The organism is Rhizobium sp. NPDC090275, from assembly GCF_044772225.1.
Taxonomy (GTDB): Bacteria; Pseudomonadota; Alphaproteobacteria; order Rhizobiales; family Rhizobiaceae; genus Rhizobium.
Genome location: NZ_JBIVYL010000011.1, coordinates 1 through 18,708, shown reverse-complemented (window position 1 = coordinate 18,708; position 18,708 = coordinate 1). Strand labels below are relative to the sequence as shown.

The following is an 18,708-nucleotide window of genomic DNA, read 5'->3' as shown; positions in this document are numbered from 1 at the left end:
GCGAAATGGAAACCCGGTTTTAGACAGAGGTCGCGATGGCGCAGGGTGCCACAAATCTTGTGATCTCGGAGCTGCGGGAGCGCATCCAGCATCTCGAAGTCACGTCCGCGCGCAACAAGCAGGTGCTGCCCTTCGGTATTCCGGAGATCGATGACCGCTTGCCTGGCGGCGGACTCGCCTTCGGTGCTCTTCATGAATTCGCGGGCGGTGGAGCAGGGACCGTCGACGGAGCAGCCGCCGCGCTGATGGTGGCTGGGATCGCAGCGCAGACAAAGGGCCAGGTCGTCTGGTGCCTCACGCGACCTGATCTCTTTTTCCCAGCTCTGGCACAGGCAGGTCTCCATCCGAAACGCGTCATCTTCGTCGAAAGCGACAAGGAGGAGGACGTCTTGGCCTCGATGGAGGAAGCGCTGGCCTTTGGCGGGCTAGGCGCGGTGGTCGGCGAGCTGGTAAGACTGCCAATGACGACGTCGAGACGGCTACAGCTTGCCGCCGAAAAGACTGGGACCATGGGCCTGGCCGTCCGACGATGGCGACGACAAACCGAGGCCAGTGATTACGGCCAGCCGACGGCTGCGAGCACGCGGTGGCGTGTCAGTGTGCTTCCAAGCGAGCCTCTTCCGGTGCCCGGTATCGGTCGGGCGCGCTGGCTGCTGGAATTGATAAGAGTGAAAGCGGGCGAGTGCGCAGATTTTATTGTTGGAGCGTGTGATGCCACGGGTCGTCTCGATTTATCTACCGAACCTGGCGACGGACAGGATCAGGCGAGCCGATCCGTCTATTCCCGTTGAGCAGGCCATTGCCGTTATCGCACGCAGCGGGGCCAAGCGCTGGGTGTCGGCAGTCGATGCGGCCGCCAAGAAATCCGGCGTCCGTGTCGGCATGCCCGCAGCCAAAGCGCAGGCCATCTTTCAGGGTCTAATACTGGCCGATGCTGACCCGGTTGCGGATGCGGCCGCACTTGAGCGCATCACGCTGTGGGCGCTTGGCCAGTATTCCCCAATCGTGGCGATGGATGCGCCTGACGGGATCGTCATGGACACCGAGGGTGCAGATCATCTGCAAGGCGGCGAACTGCCGATGTTGACCGGGATCGCCAACCGTTTTCGCGCGAAAAAGCTATCGGCGCGTGTCGCGATCGCTGACACCTGGGGCGCCGCCCATGCGTGTGCCCGCGCCATCCGAAGAGAGATTGTCATCGTGCCTGTTGGCGAAACGGTGCGAGCTGTAGACAGCTTGCCGTTGTCCCTTCTGCGGCTTCCGCCAAAGATTGCCAGCGATCTCCGCACACTCGGCTTCAGGACGATCGGGGAGCTGGCGGCGAAGCCTCGAGCGCCGCTAGCGCTTCGCTTCGGCCCAGAGCTAGGCCGACGGCTGGACCAGATGTTCGGCCGGATGGCGGAGCCAATCGATCCCATCCGGACCCCAGACCTGATCGAGGTCAGCCGGGCATTTGCTGAACCCATTGGAGCTGCGGAGACGATCGACAAGTATGTCGGCCGACTGGTCAAGGAGCTGGTGACGGAGCTTCAGCGCAAAGGCTTAGGCGTGCGCCGGACCGACTTGCTTGTCGAGAAGGTGGATGGCACCCGACAGGCCATCCGCGCTGGTACCGCGAAGCCCGCGCGCGACATAGCTTGGCTGGCCAAGTTGTTCCGCGATCGCACGGAAAAGATCGAACCCGGCTACGGCATCGAGAAGCTGACACTGGTGGCGGTAATGACGGAGCCGCTTGACGCGCTGCAGACAGCGTCGGCGCTCGTCGAAGACGAGGTGACCGATGTCACGCCGCTGATCGACGTGTTTGGCAATCGAGGGCAACGGGTTTACAGGATTGGCCCAGTCGCATCTGACGTGCCTGAACGCAGTGTTCAGCGGATCGCTGCCGTCGCCGCGGTTGCCGATGATACCTGGGCGCTTCACTGGCCACGTCCTGTGCGCCTGCTGGCTCGACCGGATCGCATCGACGCAATCGCCCTGATGCCTGACTATCCTCCGGCCAGTATTGTCTGGCGTGGGCGACGGATAAAGGTCAAACGCGCCGACGGTCCCGAGCGCGTGTTCGGAGAATGGTGGCGACGCGATGCCGAGCTTGAGGCCGTCCGCGACTATTTTGTCATCGAGGGTGAGGGCGGAGAGCGCCTTTGGATTTTTCGCCAAGGCGACGGCGTCGATCCTGAGACCGGATCGCATCGGTGGTTCGTGCATGGAATATTCGCATGACCTACGCCGAGCTACAGGTCACGAGCCACTTCAGCTTTTTGCGGGGTGCGTCATCTGCCGACGAGCTGTTCGCCACGGCCAAGGCGCTGGGCATCGAGGCGCTGGGGATCGTCGACCGCAACTCTCTTGCCGGGATCGTTCGCGCCTTGGAAGCATCGCGCGCTACCGGGGTTCGGCTTGTCGTCGGCTGTCGGCTGGACCTCCAGGATGGTATGTCACTTCTGGTCTACCCAACGGATCGCGCGGCCTATTCCATGCTTACGCGCCTGCTGACATTCGGCAAGGAGCGCGGCGGCAAGGCGAACTGCACCCTGACGTTAAGTGACGTTGCGCTCTTTGCCGACGGTCTAATTGGCATCCTGGTTCCTGACCTTGCGGACGAAGTGTGCGCGGTCCAGCTCAGGAAGACGGCGGACATCTTCCGCGACCGGGCATATGTGTCCCTTAGCCTGCGTCGTCGCCCGAATGATCAGCTTCGCCTGCACGAGATTTCGAACATGGCGACGAAGTTCCGGGTGAAGACCGTGGTCACCAACGATGTCTTGTTCCACGAGCCTGGCCGCCGGCAGCTCCAGGATGTCGTGACCTGCATTCGCAACAGGACAACCATTGACGAAGTAGGCTTTGAGCGCGAGCGCCACGCGGACCGTTACCTGAAGCCTCCCGAGGAGATGGCCAGACTGTTTCCACGATATAAGGAGGCACTCGCCCGGACGATGGAGATCGTCAACCGCTGCCGCTTTAGCCTCGACGAACTGACATACCAGTATCCGCTTGAAGCCATTGTTGAGGGCATGGATGCGCAGCAGTCGCTCGAGCATTATGTCCGCGAGTGCCTCCCGAACCGCTATCCGGAGGGCGTGCCCCAAAAGGTGGTGAAGGCGATCCGCCACGAACTCGACCTGATCAAGGAGATGCAGTATGCCCCCTATTTTTTGACGGTCTTCTCGATTGTCCGGTTCGCCAGGAGCCAGGGCATCATTTGCCAGGGTAGGGGATCGGCGGCAAATAGCGCGATCTGCTACATCCTCGGCGTCACTTCGATCGATCCGGAGACCAATGACCTGCTGTTCGAGAGATTTGTATCGAAAGAGCGTGACGAGCCGCCGGACATCGATGTCGACTTCGAGCACGAGCGACGAGAGGAAGTCATCCAGTGGATTTACAAGACCTATGGCAAGGACAAGGCGGCCCTTTGCGCCACCGTGAATCGCTATCGAGCCAAGGGGGCAATCCGTGATGTCGGCAAGGCGCTAGGCCTGCCTGAGGATGTCATCAAGGCTTTGTCGTCAGGAATGTGGCATTGGTCGGAAGAACTGGTTACGGATCAGAGACTCGAGACGCGAGGCCTCAATCCGAATGATCGTCGCCTGGCCCTTACGCTCAAGCTCGCGCAGCAGCTAATGGGGGCACCCCGCCATCTGGGCCAGCATCCGGGTGGATTTGTTCTCACGCATGACCGTCTTGACAATCTTGTTCCGATCGAGCCTGCAACCATGGCCGATCGTCAGGTCATCGAATGGGACAAGGATGACATCGAGGCTTTGAAGTTCATGAAGGTGGACGTGCTCGCCATCGGTATGCTCACTTGCATGGCTAAAGCATTCGAACTGCTAAAGCAGCATAAGGATATCCCGCTTGATCTCGCCAGCATACCGCAGGAAGATCCCGCGACTTATGCCATGATCCGACGAGCCGACACCTTGGGGACTTTCCAAGTGGAAAGCAGGGCGCAGATGGCGATGTTACCGCGTTTGAAGCCGCAGACGTTCTACGACCTGGTCATCCAGGTTGCAATTGTCAGGCCTGGTCCGATACAAGGCGACATGGTCCATCCTTATCTGCGCCGCCGTGAGGGTAAGGAAAAGGTTGAGTATCCGACGCCTGAGCTTGAAGCGGTTCTCGGCAAGACGCTGGGCGTCCCACTTTTTCAGGAAAGTGCGATGAAGGTGGCGATGGTCTGCGCCGGATTTACCGGCGGCGAGGCAGACCAGCTCCGAAAGAGTATGGCCACGTTCAAATTCACCGGCGGCGTTTCTAAGTTCAAGGCAAAGCTCGTCGACGGGATGGTGCGCAATGGATACAGTCCCGAATTCGCCGAAAAGACCTTCAGCCAGCTCGAGGGGTTCGGGTCCTACGGCTTTCCAGAGAGCCATGCCGCATCCTTCGCGCTGATTGCCTACGCGTCCAACTGGATGAAATGCCATCACCCTGAGGTCTTCTGTGCCGCCCTGGTGAACAGTCAACCAATGGGTTTTTACGCTGTTGCCCAGATTGTCGCAGATGCCCGAAGCCACGGCGTCGAAATCCGACCTGTCTGCGTCAACCGATCGCGTTGGGACTGCACGCTTGAGGAAATTGAAGGCTCCCATCGTCACGCTGTTCGTCTAGGAATGAGGCTCATCAAAGGGCTGCCGAATGCCAGTGCCGCTCGGATCGTCTCGGCCCGTATGAACCGCGCGTTCGAGACTGTTGATGACATGTGGCATCGGGCGAATGTGCCGGCGGACTCTCTTGTCGAACTGGCCGAGGCTGATGCGTTCCGGCCGTCGCTGGGTCTCCAACGGCGCGACGCTCTATGGGCGATCAAAGCGTTGCGCGACGAGCCGCTGCCATTGTTCGCGGCTGCGGCCGAGCGTGAGGATCGCGCGGTCGCCGAACAGCAGGAGCCAACGGTCGAGCTCCGCCAGATGAATGAAGGCCATAACGTTGTGGAGGACTACAGCCATGTCGGCTTGACGCTGCGAGAACATCCGATCGCCTTTCTTCGCAGGGATTTGAGTGAGCGCCGGATCGTCACTTGCGCCGAAGCCATGAGCGCTCGTGACGGCCGCTGGGTGATGACGGCGGGCCTTGTGTTGGTGCGACAGAAGCCGGGGAGCGCCAAGGGCGTCATGTTCATCACCATCGAAGACGAGACCGGACCCGCCAACATTGTTGTCTGGCCATCGTTGTTCGAGCGTCGACGCCAAGTCGTACTTGGGGCATCGATGATGGCGATCAACGGTCGCATCCAGCGGGAAGGGGAGGTTGTTCATCTCGTCGCCCAGCAATTGTTCGACTTGACCGCGGACCTATCCGGCTTGGCGGACCGAGACGCTGGCTTCGTACTGCCAAGTGGGCGAGGTGATGAATTCGCTCACGGGGGCCCCGCCGGTCATGACAGCCGAGATCCAATCAAGCCGCGGAATATCTTCATTCCTGACCTCCATATCGACACACTCAAGATCAAGAGCCGGAATTTTCACTAAGACGCGCGGTCTAAACCACAAAAGGCCCGAAACGCCAGCCGGATAAAATATCAAGCGTTGGCCAGTCAGTCGTATGAGTTTGCCACGAACAGGGTCGTAAGATACGCAGACCATGCAAATAAGGGTCTGATGCATGGATCGCGCCCGGTCGCGTTCGTCACCTTGAAGAAGCCGGCATTGGGATCAGCCATGTTTTTCGCCGTCAAATAGCATATCATCAAGGCAGGAAAAGAGATAGCAAACGGTGGAAGGTGCAGGTGGCACGATGATCGCAGTCTTCATCCCTGCGGTCTTCTGGGCGGCGCTTTTTTATCCTTGCGGACAGCAAAACGCTCGGTTTGGACTTGAGCTTTCCCTGGCTGCACATGGATGTGCTTGGGCTCGGAGTGGGACGCTATTGGTTCAAGCTTCACTACTGACGACGCGCATGTTTGCCGTCGCTCAATTCGTAAATGATCCAAGCCGGCGACTTATCGCAGCAAACCGTCATTCCCGAATTCGGCCCACCCGCTAAGACCTGTAGCATCCTCGCCAACGGTCACATTGGCTGTCTGTCCTGGCGCCTGCTTCCTCAGCGACCGGGTAAGCTTTGCCTGGTAAGCCGCACGCCTGCGGTTCTCAGCCTTGAGGGCGGCATCCTCTTCGCGCCACTCATCAACCGAGCCACGATTGAGAAGATCCTCAACGACGCGTGGATCGAACACATGAAAAGTGATCTGTCGCGCTCTACCTTGCAACCTCACGGTCCTGGTACCGGCGCTTTTTAGCCGGCCATCTTCGAGCCAGCGTTTCCGCTCAGAGGTCGTGATAGCCAGAATGTCTTCGATCTCGCGAGGTATGATGGGAAGCCCCGCAATGTCCTTGAGCGCCTGCGACACAGCCGATGACGTCGTGCGAAACGCCGTCTTCGAGGTCTCAGGCATGATCAGGATGAGGGCACCTGTTTGCATATCGAGAGACTTCCTGACCGCGGGCGGCAAGCGAGAGCGCAATTCCTGCAAGATTCCCTTAACCCGGACAGCGGATCCAAGAGTTGCTTCTACCGGAAGGGTCCATTCCCTCATCAGTTCGGGCTCGTCCGCTTCTTTGTTTTTAGTCTTCGATTTGTTCATACTAAACAGATGGTGTCATGACGCCGCCGCGTCAACGCAGAAGGTGCCGCCTAAAAGGCGCTACCAGAAACAGTTTGAAATGGTAGCATCAGCTCGAACTTTGATTTTAGGCTCGGACCGATACCGGCGATGGAGCGCGACGGATGCTTGCGGCCAAGTTGGGATTACAGATTCCATGTAGATGCCTGGAACAAGGACGCAGGTTTCTCGTTAGGCGTCTAAATTCCCTAGCGCGAATGCGGAGTTCTGCCATGTCCAACGCACTTGAGTTTAAAGCCGATCTCGAGGATGTCGATTCCGATAAATCCAAGCTGCAATTTGCACAGGGCGGCAACCCTGACCTATTGAAGCCGATGAAACAGTCCGATGCTCACTTGGTCGTTCAAGACACCGATGATCGCACGTTGATGATGTTGCAGGCGTTCGAAGGGCGAGCGTAGCCCCGATCGGGGCACCGTCGATGGAACCTCCGTCGAAGCTTTATCCTTTTGCGAGTTTCAGCGTCCTTTGGCGCAATCGAGGAAACACATCTTTGACCGAGAATTCGGCGAAACTGGGCGTGGTATCAACGACATTGCGTACTGAAACTCCCAAGCTCAAGCAGCAATCTGCGGCAGATTATCTGGCCAATGAGAGACTTCGGCGGGAAGCCGATGCCGACAGATTACGTGTCAGGCGGCTGCAAGCCGAAGCTCAAGGACGTCAGTTATAGCCACTCTGGCGATCAACCGCGGGCGGACAGACCGCTATGGATAGGATGAGATGGGGAATTAGAGCGTATCGATTACCCCGCCGTCCACTCGCACGGAGGCACCTGTCGTGGCGGATGCCAGCGGTGAAGACAGATAGGTGACGAGACTAGCGATCTCGTCGACGCTCGCCGCTCGCTGGATGATCGATGTACTGCGGTGTTGCTTGACGAAATCGGCAGCGACCGCTTCAATCGGTTTGCCCGTCTTGCTACGCTCATCGGCAAGCATTGCCTCCACGCCTTGTGAAAGTGTCGGTCCAGGAAGGACGGAATTTACGGTGACGCCAGTCCCGGCCATGCGCTTGGCCAGACCGCGGGCAACCGCGATGTCGGCTGTCTTGCTGACACCGTAGTGGATCATCTCGACTGGGATGTTGAAGCCCGATTCCGACGCGATAAAGATGACCCTTCCCCAGTTTCGTTTCTGCATCCCTGGGAGATAGGCACGCGACAATCTGACGGCTGACATGACGTTGACCTGCCAGTGCCGGTCCCAGACTTCGTCGCTGGCCTCGAAAAAATCGAGGGGCTGGAAAATGCCAGCGTTGTTGATGAGAATATCAACCTGCGGGACCTTGGAGGGCCAAAACATTGCCCTTGGCACCTTCGCCTCGCAGACGCTCAGCTGCTGCCGCAGTCTTGCCGTCCTAACGGCCATTCACAATGACGTCCGCACCAGCCCTTGCGAGCTGTCGCGCGATCGCATAACCGATGCCTTCGGTTGACCCGCTTATGAGTGCTTTTTTGCCTGTAAGATCAATTTGCATTGCCTGCTCCATCGTTGAGTATTGTCTGACCACTGACTTACTACGATTGAAGCGCCCAAATTAGTGCCCTTTCGCCGACCCTGCTGTTCGGCTAGGCCGAACAGCAGGCTTCTGAAATGCGAACACGATTGGATCCGGTCGAGCTGACCTCCTGACATGGCGAACGTAGCAGAAATTGCTGCGCCCCATCAGCGCCAACTCGGCGCGACGACTACGCCATGACGCCATCGCCGTGGACGCCGGCGTAGCTTAGCCCTATGCGCTTCAGATCCGTCGGCTTATCGATTGAGTGAAACCTTCATCGACGTTCCAATCGGTCGCAACGGCATTCCGACCGTTTGCCTTGGCCCGCAGCAGCGCTTGGTCAGCGCGCTGCATCAAGGTGGCAGCTGGCTGACTGCTATCCGTCGCCGCCACTCCAACCGATATCGTCACTGTGCCAAGCGGCCGTCCAAGGTAGGTGATCGGCGCCTTTTCGACCGCAACACGGATCGCCTCGGCGACCGTAGCAACCGCCGCCTTTCCCGAGCCCGGCATCACAATGGCAAACTCCTCGCCACCAAAGCGATGAACCGTCCCTCTGGCACCGGTCACATCTGTCATGATAGCGGCAACTTGGTTCATGACGAAATCGCCGGCGTCGTGACCGAAGTCGTCATTGAAGCGCTTGAAATGGTCGATATCGACCATCATCAGGGCCGCGGGAAGGTCGGTGGCTTCGCGGCGGAGGCGATTGAGGTTCTCATCGAGCGACCGCCTGTTGAGCAGCCCGGTGAGGGGATCCTTGATTGCGAGATTTGTCAGCCGATCCCGCAGCTGAAGGTTGGCAATGGCAAGCCCGAGGTTCTCGGCAATCAGCTCGATGTAAACGCGTGCATCCAGCAAGTCGGATGCGCCGCTACTCTGCTCGAAGTAGACCATACCTACCGTGTCGCCGTGCGCTGCAAGTGGCATGCATAGGCCACCATCAGCACTATCCTCTTCGAGATGCTGGCACGGCACGTCTCCATGCTCGATTTCGCTGAGGTGAGGTCGGCCGCGTCGTAAACCCCAGCATTGGACCGACGGAAAATCGAGTGTCGACCGTGTTGGCGCACCCCAGGTGCTTGCCGCGACCGCAACTGTCCTGCCCTCGTTCATGAAAAACAGATGCCCGCTGAGGTTGGGAAAGATCTGGATCGCATATCTTGCCATGATTGGTGCGAGTTCAGCTCCATCCTGACATGCTTGAAGGCGATGCATCAGTTGCAGGATAAGATCCTTGATCTGGCGATCTTTGCGCAACTCCGCATCCAATCGGTCCCGCTCGAGCCCGTTGTCCCTAAAAATTTGGATCGCCTCGTTCATGTCGCCGATCTCGTCGCGACGATCGTCTGCCAGAAGTTCGACTGTGTAGTCTTGTTTGGCCAACCGCCTGACGACACCGCTCATTTGCAAAAGGGGTTGGGCGACACGACGTTTCAAAACGAAATAGAGGACGCTCAGGAAGACGAGGGCGGTGAGTGCCAGGAGCGCTTTGGCTGTCAAACCCCAGAGATCGGCTTTCTCTTTGGCTGCGCGAAGGTCTTCCTGCGCTCTTGCGTCAACGAGATCAGTGAAGTGGGTCACGCTCGAAAGCAACCCCGACTGGGCTTCTTCATGCTCTGGAGAAAGCAAGGCGGCGCGGGCTTTATCGACGTTGCCGTCGGTATAATCCATGACAGCCTGCTCCTCAATCGCATCGAGCCGTTCCGCATCTGTTTCTGCGGTCTGCAATGCCTTACGCTCTTGCTCGGTCAGCAACCCGGCGTCCATCCGTTTTATAACCTGCTGCCTGGCATTCTCTTGCGTCTTAGCACCACCAAATGCCGCGAGATAACGTTGTTCACCTTTCAAGACATAGAGGCGGGCATCTTCAGTCGTCTGCTCGGCCGCGCTCTGGAGTTGCTCGGCGATCTCGTCCAACTTCCAAGCAGTCGTTGCCGCGTCACGCTCTTGATCGGCGCCGCGAACGGCCATGATGAAGGCGCCGCCAGAAAGCAGAGTTAGGACAACGGTGACCCAATAAGCCCAGTTCGTGATAGTGCTGATGCGCATTTGTCCACCTCTGCGCCGCAGCCGATCGCTTCGTGAGCTGCGCGTCTGCGACCTAATATAAGGCGCTGTGATTTAGAGTTCCCTAACTTTGAGATTCGCCATCCGTTGGCCCAACTCAACTATGACGCCGGACGAAGGGGGTCTTCCGGAATATCTTCGGTCTGTAGCTGAGGCGAGGGTGCATTGCCATTTCTTCCCGGCCGTTCGGAACCCGTGCTGTCGACTTATTCGGCGTGAGATGTCAGGTGGCGTCGCCCGCTCAGTGCAGCACTCAGGCACCTTCGATGCTCTTGCCGTACTGCCGAGCGATGTCAATGATTTCGATCATGTCGCCTGCGGCATTTCGGAAAGCAAGTTCGGACGCATCGACGCCGACCGGAGCTGTCCGTCGCTTATGTATGCAAACGTACAAACCGCGCGTTTTCGGAACCGTATGCGCTGTTTGACATTAGCTTGTAGGAGATCGAAAGCGTGTCAACTGGACGCGACAGAGATGGCGAACATGGCGGTTTTTCCAGTTTCTCGCTATGGCCAACGAAATGGCAGCCGAGCGCCCCACCTATCCGCTTCGATCTCTTCCTATATGCGGGCCGGCAGCCGATAAGGCAAACTATCCGCACACTTGCCTAGATGCCATTCAGCTACGCCCAGATGCAATCTGGCTTGTCCGAGTTGTTGGATTGCTGCAGCGGACGAGGTGAATGCATATGCGGCCAATCCTCAGGAAGATCGGGTTAGTTTCGGCAGCCCGACGCGTTTCTTTGCTTTATCTCCTCCTGCCCCTGGCGAGCTTACTCACTGTCGCTCAACTTGGATCTCAGGTCGGTCGATATGGCAACTTGACCCTTGTGCAAAGCTCTTGCTGCGTCCTCGAGATTGGACCACTCAGCCCGATCAACTTCGGGGAAAAACGCGCGTTGTCCGGAACGCGGCGGCCACTCTAGCTCGAGCATTGTGCTAACTGATAGATCGGGATTTTCTGAACCGTCTGCCTTAGCGACCCACACATCGACCGTTTTCGATCCAGGTTGCTTGTAGGATCCAAGCCATTGTGGATCGCTACGAAGCTTGATACCGGTTTCTTCGAGTAGTTCACGCTTTGCGGCATCTAGGTGGTCTTCCCTAGGGTCGACGAGACCCTTTGGTATCGACCAAGCTGACTCGTTCTTTTTGGGCCAAAATGGCCCGCCCGGATGGACAAGCAGTACTTCGATGCCGCTCGTTACCAGACGATACAAGAGAATGCCGGCACTCACCGCTGCCATGCCACTGCCTTTTTGCTTCCATTCCCCGTCAACATATCAGCGCTTATTGGCACCCCAAGTGGGATCCCTGAATAAGCGCTAATGCCTGCCCGCGAGCTTGCTGCGATGGCGTTCTCGGGTCAGCGCTTTTTGCGAGCTGGTCTTCCAAGTGATAAAAAATGTCACCGACACCGACAACGGTTTCACGCCAGATCCACGGGATGTGCCGAGAGGCAGACTGTCGAGGATGGATTAATCAAACGAGACTAGAAGATTAGGTGGTGGCGAAGATGACCCATGTTCACCGTTTCGCATTCGGTAATGACGATGGTCTGACAGGGAATGGTGAGGGGTGGCTTAGTCCGCAGTGGCGCGACCTCAGGATCTCCTGACAACCCGGCTCGGCATGTCGATAGCGACCTGGACCCAGTCCGCTGGGACAAGTCGCGCGAGCGCGCATTGGCGCTGTTCTGGACCGCGCTCAATCCGCTGGTACCCAGACGATCGGCGGCACGGGTAGATCGTGCGAGATCCGCCTTGTAACGGCTTCTGGGTCGCTTGGAAGTGAATTTCCTACGACCTAAAGCAGCTTATTCTCAGTAAGCGCGAGTTCCCGAGGCGCCTTCTGCCGTAAGCGACGATCGCAGACCGGTTGCCCCGAAGCTGTAACCAAAGCGTTCCTGACGCCAGAAAAGACCGTATCCAACATGACGTGAGCGTCATCGGGCGAGCCTCGAGGCAGCACGCATTTCCAGAAACTGTCCGTCCATGATCACGCTCAAAGCGAGGCAAGCCGTGACACGGTAGCGCGAAGTTGACAAAGCAATCAGCGTCAAGATTTTGGCTGGCACTATTCATGGTACGGCTGTTCGTCGCGCTGTTGGCCTTTTTTAGCCGAAGTGGTTCTGCTGCGAGACACCTATCGCCTGCGACATGCCGCGCAAATCCCTCTTACTTTTACGATCGCCTTCGCGGCGTCTCGTGGCCTAGGCCTTTGGCCCGTCATCGAGAGGACAAATGACCTACGTTCAGGAACGAATCAGTCCAGTCGCTCGTTGAGCAATGACAATCTGTTTTGACGGCGATGCGCTAAGGTGGTGCCGCTTAAACCGCCTTTTGCCCACATGTGGACCCGGAGCTTGCCATGCGAACCACCAAGCAACTTGAAATCTCTCGACGAGACTTATTTATCACGTCCGCTGCAACTTTGGCAGCGACCAGCGTCGCCGCACCGCTTGCGGCGCCAGCACAATCTTCGGGGAGTACGATGGACCTCACCACCTCTGTGGCATTTTCGGTGAACGGCGCGCAACAGACATTGGTTGTCGACAACCGAACAACCTTGCTTGACGCCTTGCGCGAACACCTGCATTTGACCGGCACGAAAAAGGGCTGCGACCACGGGCAATGCGGCGCCTGCACGGTCATGGTCGACGGCCGTCGCATTAATTCCTGTCTGACGCTTGCCGTCATGCACGACGGCGCTTCAATCACGACGATCGAGGGGCTCGGCCAGCCTGGCAATCTGCATCCAATGCAAGCCGCCTTCGTCAAACATGACGGCTTCCAATGCGGCTATTGTACACCCGGACAGATCTGTTCGTCCGTGGCTGTGCTCGAGGAGATCAAAGCCAACATTCCGAGCCATGTAACCGAAGATCTGACCGAGCAGGCGGCCCTTACATCCGCCGAAATCCGCGAGCGCATGAGCGGCAATATCTGTCGATGTGGGGCATACTCCAACATTCTCGATGCGATCAATGAAGTTGCAGGAGTGCCGGCATGAAGGCCTTTACATATGAACGCGCCTCCTCTGCGGAGGCCGCGGCCAAGGCGGCTGCAAATAATCCCGAAGCCAAGTTCATCGCCGGAGGTACGAATCTTCTCGACCTGATGAAGTTGGAAATTGAGAAGCCGACGCATCTCATCGACGTCAATGATCTCGGACTGGACAAGATTGAGACAACCACCGAAGGGGGCCTGCGCATCGGCGCCCTGGTGCGCAATACCGACCTGGCTGCAGACCAAGTGGTCCGTCGTGACTACGGCCTTCTCTCTCGAGCTCTTCTGGCGGGCGCTTCGGGACAGCTGCGCAACAAAGCGACGACCGCGGGCAATCTTCTGCAGCGGACGCGCTGTCCGTATTTCTACGACACTGCCCAGCCTTGCAATAAGCGGTCGCCGGGAAGCGGCTGTTCCGCCATTGGCGGCTTTAGCCGCCAACACGCGGTGGTGGGCGTCAGCGACGCTTGCATTGCCACGCATCCAAGCGACATGGCGATCGCGATGCGCGTGCTCGACGCGGTCGTCGAGACCGTCAAGCGGGACGGGACCCACCGCTCGATCCCGATCGCCGACTTCCACCGGCTGCCTGGAGATACGCCACATATCGAGACGGTTCTCGACCAAGGAGAGTGCATAACCGCAGTCGTGCTGCCACCTCCAGTCGGCGGCAAGCATATCTACCGCAAGGTCCGCGACCGTGCGTCCTACGCGTTTGCCTTGGTTTCTGTTGGCGCCGTCATTCAGTCTGACGGAACGGGAAGGGTGGCGGTTGGAGGCGTTGCCCACAAGCCGTGGCGCGTCGACGCGGCGGACGCAGAACTCGGTAAGGGAGCAAGAGCGGCCGCCGGGATCCTCCTCGCCGACGCCCGTCCGACCGAAGAGAACAAGTTCAAAGTCGATCTCGTCGAGCGCACGCTCGGTGCCGTGATCGCCGAAGCGAGAGGCTGATCGCCATGAAGTTCGATACACCAGTAACCACCAATCCGATCGATCAGCTCAAGGTGGTCGGCAAGCCGATCCACCGTATCGACGGCGAGCTCAAGACCACCGGCAAGGCGATGTATGCCTATGAATGGCATGATCCAAACATGCCCTATGTCTATGGCTATCCTGTGGGATCAACCATCGCCAAGGGACGCATCAAGACCATGAACGTCGATGCCGCAAAGCGCGCCCCCGGCGTTCTTGCCGTCGTCACGACGCTCGACGTCGGCAAGCGGGAGAAAGGCAAGTTCAACACCGCTAGCCTGTTCGGCGGTGACGAGATCCAACATTACCATCAGGCAATCGCGGTGGTGGTCGCAGAGACCTTCGAGCAGGCCCGTGCTGCGGCAAATCTTGTGAAAGTCGATTACGCCGAAGACAAGGGCGCCTATGACCTCGCGAAGGCTATGACGTCAGCGGTGAAGCCGAAGGACGCGGGCGGCGCTCCGCCCGATACGGCGGTGGGCGATTTTGAAGGGGCCTTCAGGTCCGCCCCGGTCGCCTTGGACGAGACCTATTCGACGCCGGACCAGTCGCATTCGATGATGGAACCGCATGCTTCGATTGCCGCATGGGACGGAGAAGAAATCACTGTCTGGACGTCTAGCCAGATGATCGACTGGTGGCGGTCCGATCTTGCAACCACGCTGGGCATCGATAAGGAGAAGATCCATCTGATGTCGCCGTTCATCGGCGGCGGCTTCGGCGGCAAGTTGTTCTTACGAGTTGATGCCGTTCTTGCAGCTTTTGGTGCCAAGGCCGCAAAGCGTCCGGTCAAGGTCGCTTTACCTCGTCCCTTCATCCCCAATAACACGACACATCGTCCAGCGACGATCCAGCGGCTCAGGATCGGTGCGAGCCGCGATGGAAAGATCACTGCAATCGCGCACGAGAGCTGGTCAGGCGACCAACCCGGCGGCCAACTTGAGACGGCGGCGATGCAAACCCGCCTTCTGTACGCTGGCGAAAACCGCATGACCGCGATGCGCCTGGCTACGCTGGACCTTCCCGAAGGCAACGCTATGCGTGCGCCCGGCGAGGCACCGGGCCTTATGGCTCTCGAAATTGCCATGGACGAGATGGCGGAAAAGCTCGGCATGGATCCTGTGCATTTCCGCATCCTCAACGATACTCAGGTCGATCCGGAGAAACCGGAACGTCCATTCTCTCATCGCGATCTTGTCGGTTGTCTCAAGCTGGGCGTTGAACGCTTCGGTTGGGGCGGCCGCGGCCGCCCTGGGACACGTCGCGAAGGGAAATGGATGATCGGCACCGGCGTCGCCGCTGCCTTCCGTAATAATCTGTTGATCCCGTCCGGCGCACGGGTACGTTTGGACCGGGAAGGCATCGTCATCGTCGAGACCGACATGACGGACATCGGCACTGGCAGCTATACGATTATCGCTCAGACCGCAGCGGAGATGATGGGCCTGCCGATCGACAAGGTCGCTGTGCAGCTTGGCGATTCCCGCTTTCCGGTCTCCGCGGGCTCTGGCGGACAGTTCGGTGCAAACTGTTCGACCTCGGGTGTCTATGCCGCCTGTGTTAAGCTGCGCGAGGCAGTGATAGAGAGGCTTGGGCTCAATGCAAGCGACGTTGCCTTCGAAAACGGTGCCGTCCGCTCCGGGACCAGATCGGTCTCGCTGGGTGAAGCTGCCGGTCCAGACGGACTTGTCGGCGAAGACAAAATCGAATGGGAGAAGCTGTCTGAAAGCCATCAGCAATCGACCTTTGGGGCGCATTTCGTCGAGGTTGGCGTCGATGTTGCCACCGGTGAGACCCGTATCCGCCGCATGCTCGCCGTCTGCGCCGCAGGCCGTATTCTCAATCCGATCACGGCGCGAAGCCAAGTGATCGGCGCGATGACGATGGGTGCAGGTCTGGCTTTATCGGAAGAACTCGCGGTCGACACCAGCCTTGGCTTTTTCGTCAACCACGACCTTGCCGGGTACGAGGTGCCAGTGCATGCCGACATACCTTATCAGGAAGTGATCTTCATGAATGAGACCGACCCGATGTCTTCGCCGATGAAGGCGAAGGGTATAGGTGAGCTTGGCCTGTGCGGCGTTTCGGCAGCGATCGCCAACGCGATCTATAATGCGACGGGAGTTCGCCTGCGGAATTACCCGATGACCCTCGACAAGCTGATCGGCGGGTTGCCGGACGTCGCCTGATCAGAGCGGTGGCCCGGTTGGCCACCGCAACCCTTCGAGGACCCGACTTGAACAAGCCTTTAGTCACGACAATACCAGTCCCCGTCAGGGCGAGCTCGATCGACGATCCCGCTTACATCCTTGGCTTTGCAGTCAAGGCCACGGGATGCGGTGGCGCGGCTCTTGCAACCCTGGTGGAGATCAGAGGCGGAGCCGCTCGGGCTCTTGGCGCGCATGTTGCCGTTGCGGCAGATGGTCGATTTTGCGGATATGTTTCGGGCGGATGTGTCGAGGCGGCAGTGGCGGCCGAAGCTTTACAAGCCATTTCGGTAGGCCGCGATCGGACTGTCAGGTTCGGTGAGGGCTCGCCGTTCTTCGATATCGAACTTCCCTGTGGTGGGGGCATCACCGTTGCTATTCATGTCATCCGCGACACAAGGATTTTGGCTGATGCGCTTGTTGATCTGGCCAACCGTTGCTCAGCCGCTCTAGCTTACACACCCGCATCGCAAACGCTATCTCGGGCTGACACGGTTCCTCGACGATCGAAGTGGTTTGAAGGTACGTTCGTGTCGGTCTATCGTCCCCGGACGCGGCTCGTCATATCCGGTCAAACGGGTGAAGCCGAGGCAGTTTGTCGTCTTGCAGACGTGTCAGGCTACGATGTTCAAGTGGCAGAAAGCACTCGGCTTCGAGTGGATAAGGGCGCTATTCTTATGGATGCGTTTACGGCTGTCGTACTCCTCCATCATGACTTGGATTTGGAAGCAAATGTGCTGAGCGAAGCCTTGGCATCTCCGGCATTCTATATTGGTGCTCTTGGAAGCACTCGGACACATCGTAGCCGCATCGAGCGGCTGCGGTCGCGCGGTACCCCTTCAAAATCCCTCGATCGGATCAAGGCTCCGATCGGGCTATTTGGCCCGACCAGGGACGCCACTTCGTTAGCGCTCTCGGTTCTCGCCGACGTTGCCGCTGCCCGGCTAGAGGTGTTCGATTGACCGTGACACTTTCGCAGAGGTTGCACTAGAATCCTATCCGGTTTTACCTCGATAAAAAGTAGCTCCTATGGTCGACCCGTTCGGGCGCGCGGTGACTTAGCTGCGCGTCTTGAAAGGATTAATCCCGTCATCCCTAACTTCGGTTGCCAGCAACCACCGGCATCTCGGTGTTGGACGGGTTAAGCCCTGCGTAGGGACCGCGCGCCTCCCTGTCACACAGCAGGTGTTACCCGGATGAGGAGATGAGGCGCGAAGATTCCGCCCAAACGGGGAGGGGGCGGTTCGAAGCGCGTTTTAATGGGTTCAAGGACAAGCCGCGCTAGTCATCAGCGGTTCTTGAGACAGTCGCGGCTTCGTGGTCGCGGCGATATAGTTGCGGATGGACTCCATCAGGCTGCGGACCGGCTCGGAGCTTTTGAGCCGCTTGTGGCATACGATCCAGAGCTCAAACTCTGGTACCGGAAGTGCCAAAGGAGCGGCCACCAAGGTATCGTCTCGATCGCAGAGGAATTGCGGCAGAACAGATATCCCAAGGCCGCTACGCACCGCACTCAAGGTGCTGGCGAGCGTGTCCGGCTGGAGAACAATCCGATGTCTCGGCACGTTGCGTTGAAACCAATCGCCGAGCACTTCCGAGAGATTGCTGGTCAAGCTTACAAAATCATGATTGGCGAACTCTGCTTCTGTTGCTGGAAGTCGATGGCTCTCGACGTATTTCTTGCTGGCAGCCAGCATCGGCCGCTCGTAGGCAACCCGCCGGCCGAACAGCGAGGCGTCTGTCCACAAAGGGTTTGTTCGCAAGGCGATGTCGGCCTCGCCCGCCGCCAGATCTAACTTCCTGTCTGAAGCGATCAGCTCGACTTGGGCTTCTGGGTGCTTCTCACGAAACGTGCCCATGATTGTGGGCAGCAGAAATTCCATCGTCACGTCGGGCGCGGAAAACCGGATGACCGTCGTCTGTCGTCTGCGTTCACTCGCCGCAGCCTGGCCAAAGATACCCATGGCCGCTGCAGCTTCGCGAGCAAGTGGCAGCAGTTTGATCCCCTCCGCGGTCAACCGATAGCCGGACGCATGCCGATCAAAGAGAGTGACGCCGGTAGACTGTTCCAGCGATGCGATCCGGCGAAACACCGTGCTCTGGCTGGTTTGGCAGACAACGCTTGCCGCCAGTGTGCTGCCGTGCTCCGCCACAGCCAGAAAAAACCGCAGATCGTTCCAATCTTGCATGTGTCCCTTATCCATTTGTGGATAGCCCGCGAGCAAACTTAGGTTCAGGACCTATTAAATTACTTGTTATGTTGCCTCGGTTTTGATTCACTTGGATTGAACAGAGGGACCGTCATGTGTGATTTGATGTTGTT

At 58.5% G+C, this 18,708-nt stretch carries 13 protein-coding genes and 1 pseudogene; 9 read left to right on the top strand and 5 right to left on the bottom strand.

Annotated elements, in window-relative coordinates; genetic code table 11:
- Positions 1-35 precede the first annotated feature (35 nt).
- The 3 genes from ACIQUB_RS24305 to ACIQUB_RS24295 are packed head-to-tail and all read left to right on the top strand — an operon-like array spanning position 36 to position 5,474.
- Entirely contained in the window at positions 36-791 is a 756-nt protein-coding gene (locus ACIQUB_RS24305) for an ImuA family protein (protein WP_402932956.1), read from the top strand.
- Complete coding sequence (locus ACIQUB_RS24300) at positions 712-2,223, top strand: Y-family DNA polymerase (protein WP_402932953.1); 1,512 nt, start codon at positions 712-714, stop codon at positions 2,221-2,223. Before ACIQUB_RS24305 ends, ACIQUB_RS24300 begins: the two co-directional genes overlap by 80 nt.
- On the top strand, positions 2,220-5,474 hold the full coding sequence (locus tag ACIQUB_RS24295) for an error-prone DNA polymerase (RefSeq protein ID WP_402932950.1): 3,255 nt from the start codon (positions 2,220-2,222) through the stop codon (positions 5,472-5,474). The genes ACIQUB_RS24300 and ACIQUB_RS24295 overlap by 4 nt, the downstream gene beginning before the upstream one ends.
- 470 nt (positions 5,475-5,944) lie before the next feature.
- Here the strand turns inward: ACIQUB_RS24295 and ACIQUB_RS24290 are convergent, their stop codons facing one another.
- The gene (locus tag ACIQUB_RS24290) at positions 5,945-6,586 is read right to left on the bottom strand and encodes a hypothetical protein (protein WP_113237688.1); all 642 of its coding nucleotides are present in this window, start codon (positions 6,584-6,586) and stop codon (positions 5,945-5,947) included.
- A 251-nt stretch (positions 6,587-6,837) separates the two neighbouring features.
- On the opposite strand from ACIQUB_RS24290, the gene ACIQUB_RS24285 reads away from it, so the two are divergent.
- Together ACIQUB_RS24285 and ACIQUB_RS24280 are read left to right on the top strand one after the other, a co-directional pair.
- Positions 6,838-7,026, top strand: coding sequence for a hypothetical protein (locus tag ACIQUB_RS24285; RefSeq protein WP_018902156.1), 189 nt, complete (start codon positions 6,838-6,840; stop codon positions 7,024-7,026).
- A gap of 92 nt (positions 7,027-7,118) precedes the next feature.
- Positions 7,119-7,298, top strand: coding sequence for a hypothetical protein (locus ACIQUB_RS24280; RefSeq protein ID WP_402932945.1), 180 nt, complete (start codon positions 7,119-7,121; stop codon positions 7,296-7,298).
- Positions 7,299-7,356: 58 nt separating this feature from the next.
- Here the strand turns inward: ACIQUB_RS24280 and ACIQUB_RS24275 are convergent.
- From ACIQUB_RS24275 to ACIQUB_RS24265, 3 genes and pseudogenes are all read right to left on the bottom strand, one after another.
- A pseudogene (locus ACIQUB_RS24275) lies at positions 7,357-8,104 on the bottom strand (SDR family NAD(P)-dependent oxidoreductase).
- 264 nt (positions 8,105-8,368) lie between these two features.
- Positions 8,369-10,180, bottom strand: coding sequence for a diguanylate cyclase (locus ACIQUB_RS24270; RefSeq protein WP_402932942.1), 1,812 nt, complete (start codon positions 10,178-10,180; stop codon positions 8,369-8,371).
- A gap of 791 nt (positions 10,181-10,971) precedes the next feature.
- Positions 10,972-11,445: an NUDIX domain-containing protein gene (locus ACIQUB_RS24265; protein ID WP_402932939.1), complete on the bottom strand. Its 474-nt coding sequence runs from the start codon at positions 11,443-11,445 to the stop codon at positions 10,972-10,974.
- A 1,123-nt stretch (positions 11,446-12,568) separates the two neighbouring features.
- On the opposite strand from ACIQUB_RS24265, the gene paoA reads away from it, so the two are divergent.
- From paoA to ACIQUB_RS24245, 4 genes are read left to right on the top strand one after another with little or no spacing between them, the layout of a single operon-like run.
- On the top strand, positions 12,569-13,210 hold the full coding sequence (gene paoA, locus ACIQUB_RS24260) for an aldehyde dehydrogenase iron-sulfur subunit PaoA (protein WP_113237692.1): 642 nt from the start codon (positions 12,569-12,571) through the stop codon (positions 13,208-13,210).
- The gene (locus tag ACIQUB_RS24255; RefSeq protein WP_402932935.1) at positions 13,207-14,157 is read left to right on the top strand and encodes an FAD binding domain-containing protein; all 951 of its coding nucleotides are present in this window, start codon (positions 13,207-13,209) and stop codon (positions 14,155-14,157) included. The genes paoA and ACIQUB_RS24255 overlap by 4 nt, the downstream gene beginning before the upstream one ends.
- A 5-nt stretch (positions 14,158-14,162) precedes the next feature.
- Positions 14,163-16,367, top strand: coding sequence for an aldehyde oxidoreductase molybdenum-binding subunit PaoC (gene paoC / locus ACIQUB_RS24250; protein ID WP_402932932.1), 2,205 nt, complete (start codon positions 14,163-14,165; stop codon positions 16,365-16,367).
- 47 nt (positions 16,368-16,414) lie between these two features.
- Positions 16,415-17,347 (top strand): XdhC family protein, encoded by a 933-nt coding sequence (locus ACIQUB_RS24245; RefSeq protein ID WP_402932930.1) that lies wholly within the window; start codon positions 16,415-16,417, stop codon positions 17,345-17,347.
- A 303-nt stretch (positions 17,348-17,650) separates the two neighbouring features.
- Here ACIQUB_RS24245 and ACIQUB_RS24240 read toward each other — a convergent pair whose 3' ends face one another.
- Positions 17,651-18,574 carry a LysR family transcriptional regulator gene (locus ACIQUB_RS24240; protein WP_402932927.1) on the bottom strand — a complete coding sequence of 308 codons (924 nt, stop codon included), beginning with the start codon at positions 18,572-18,574 and terminating at the stop codon, positions 17,651-17,653.
- Positions 18,575-18,708 lie beyond the last annotated feature (134 nt).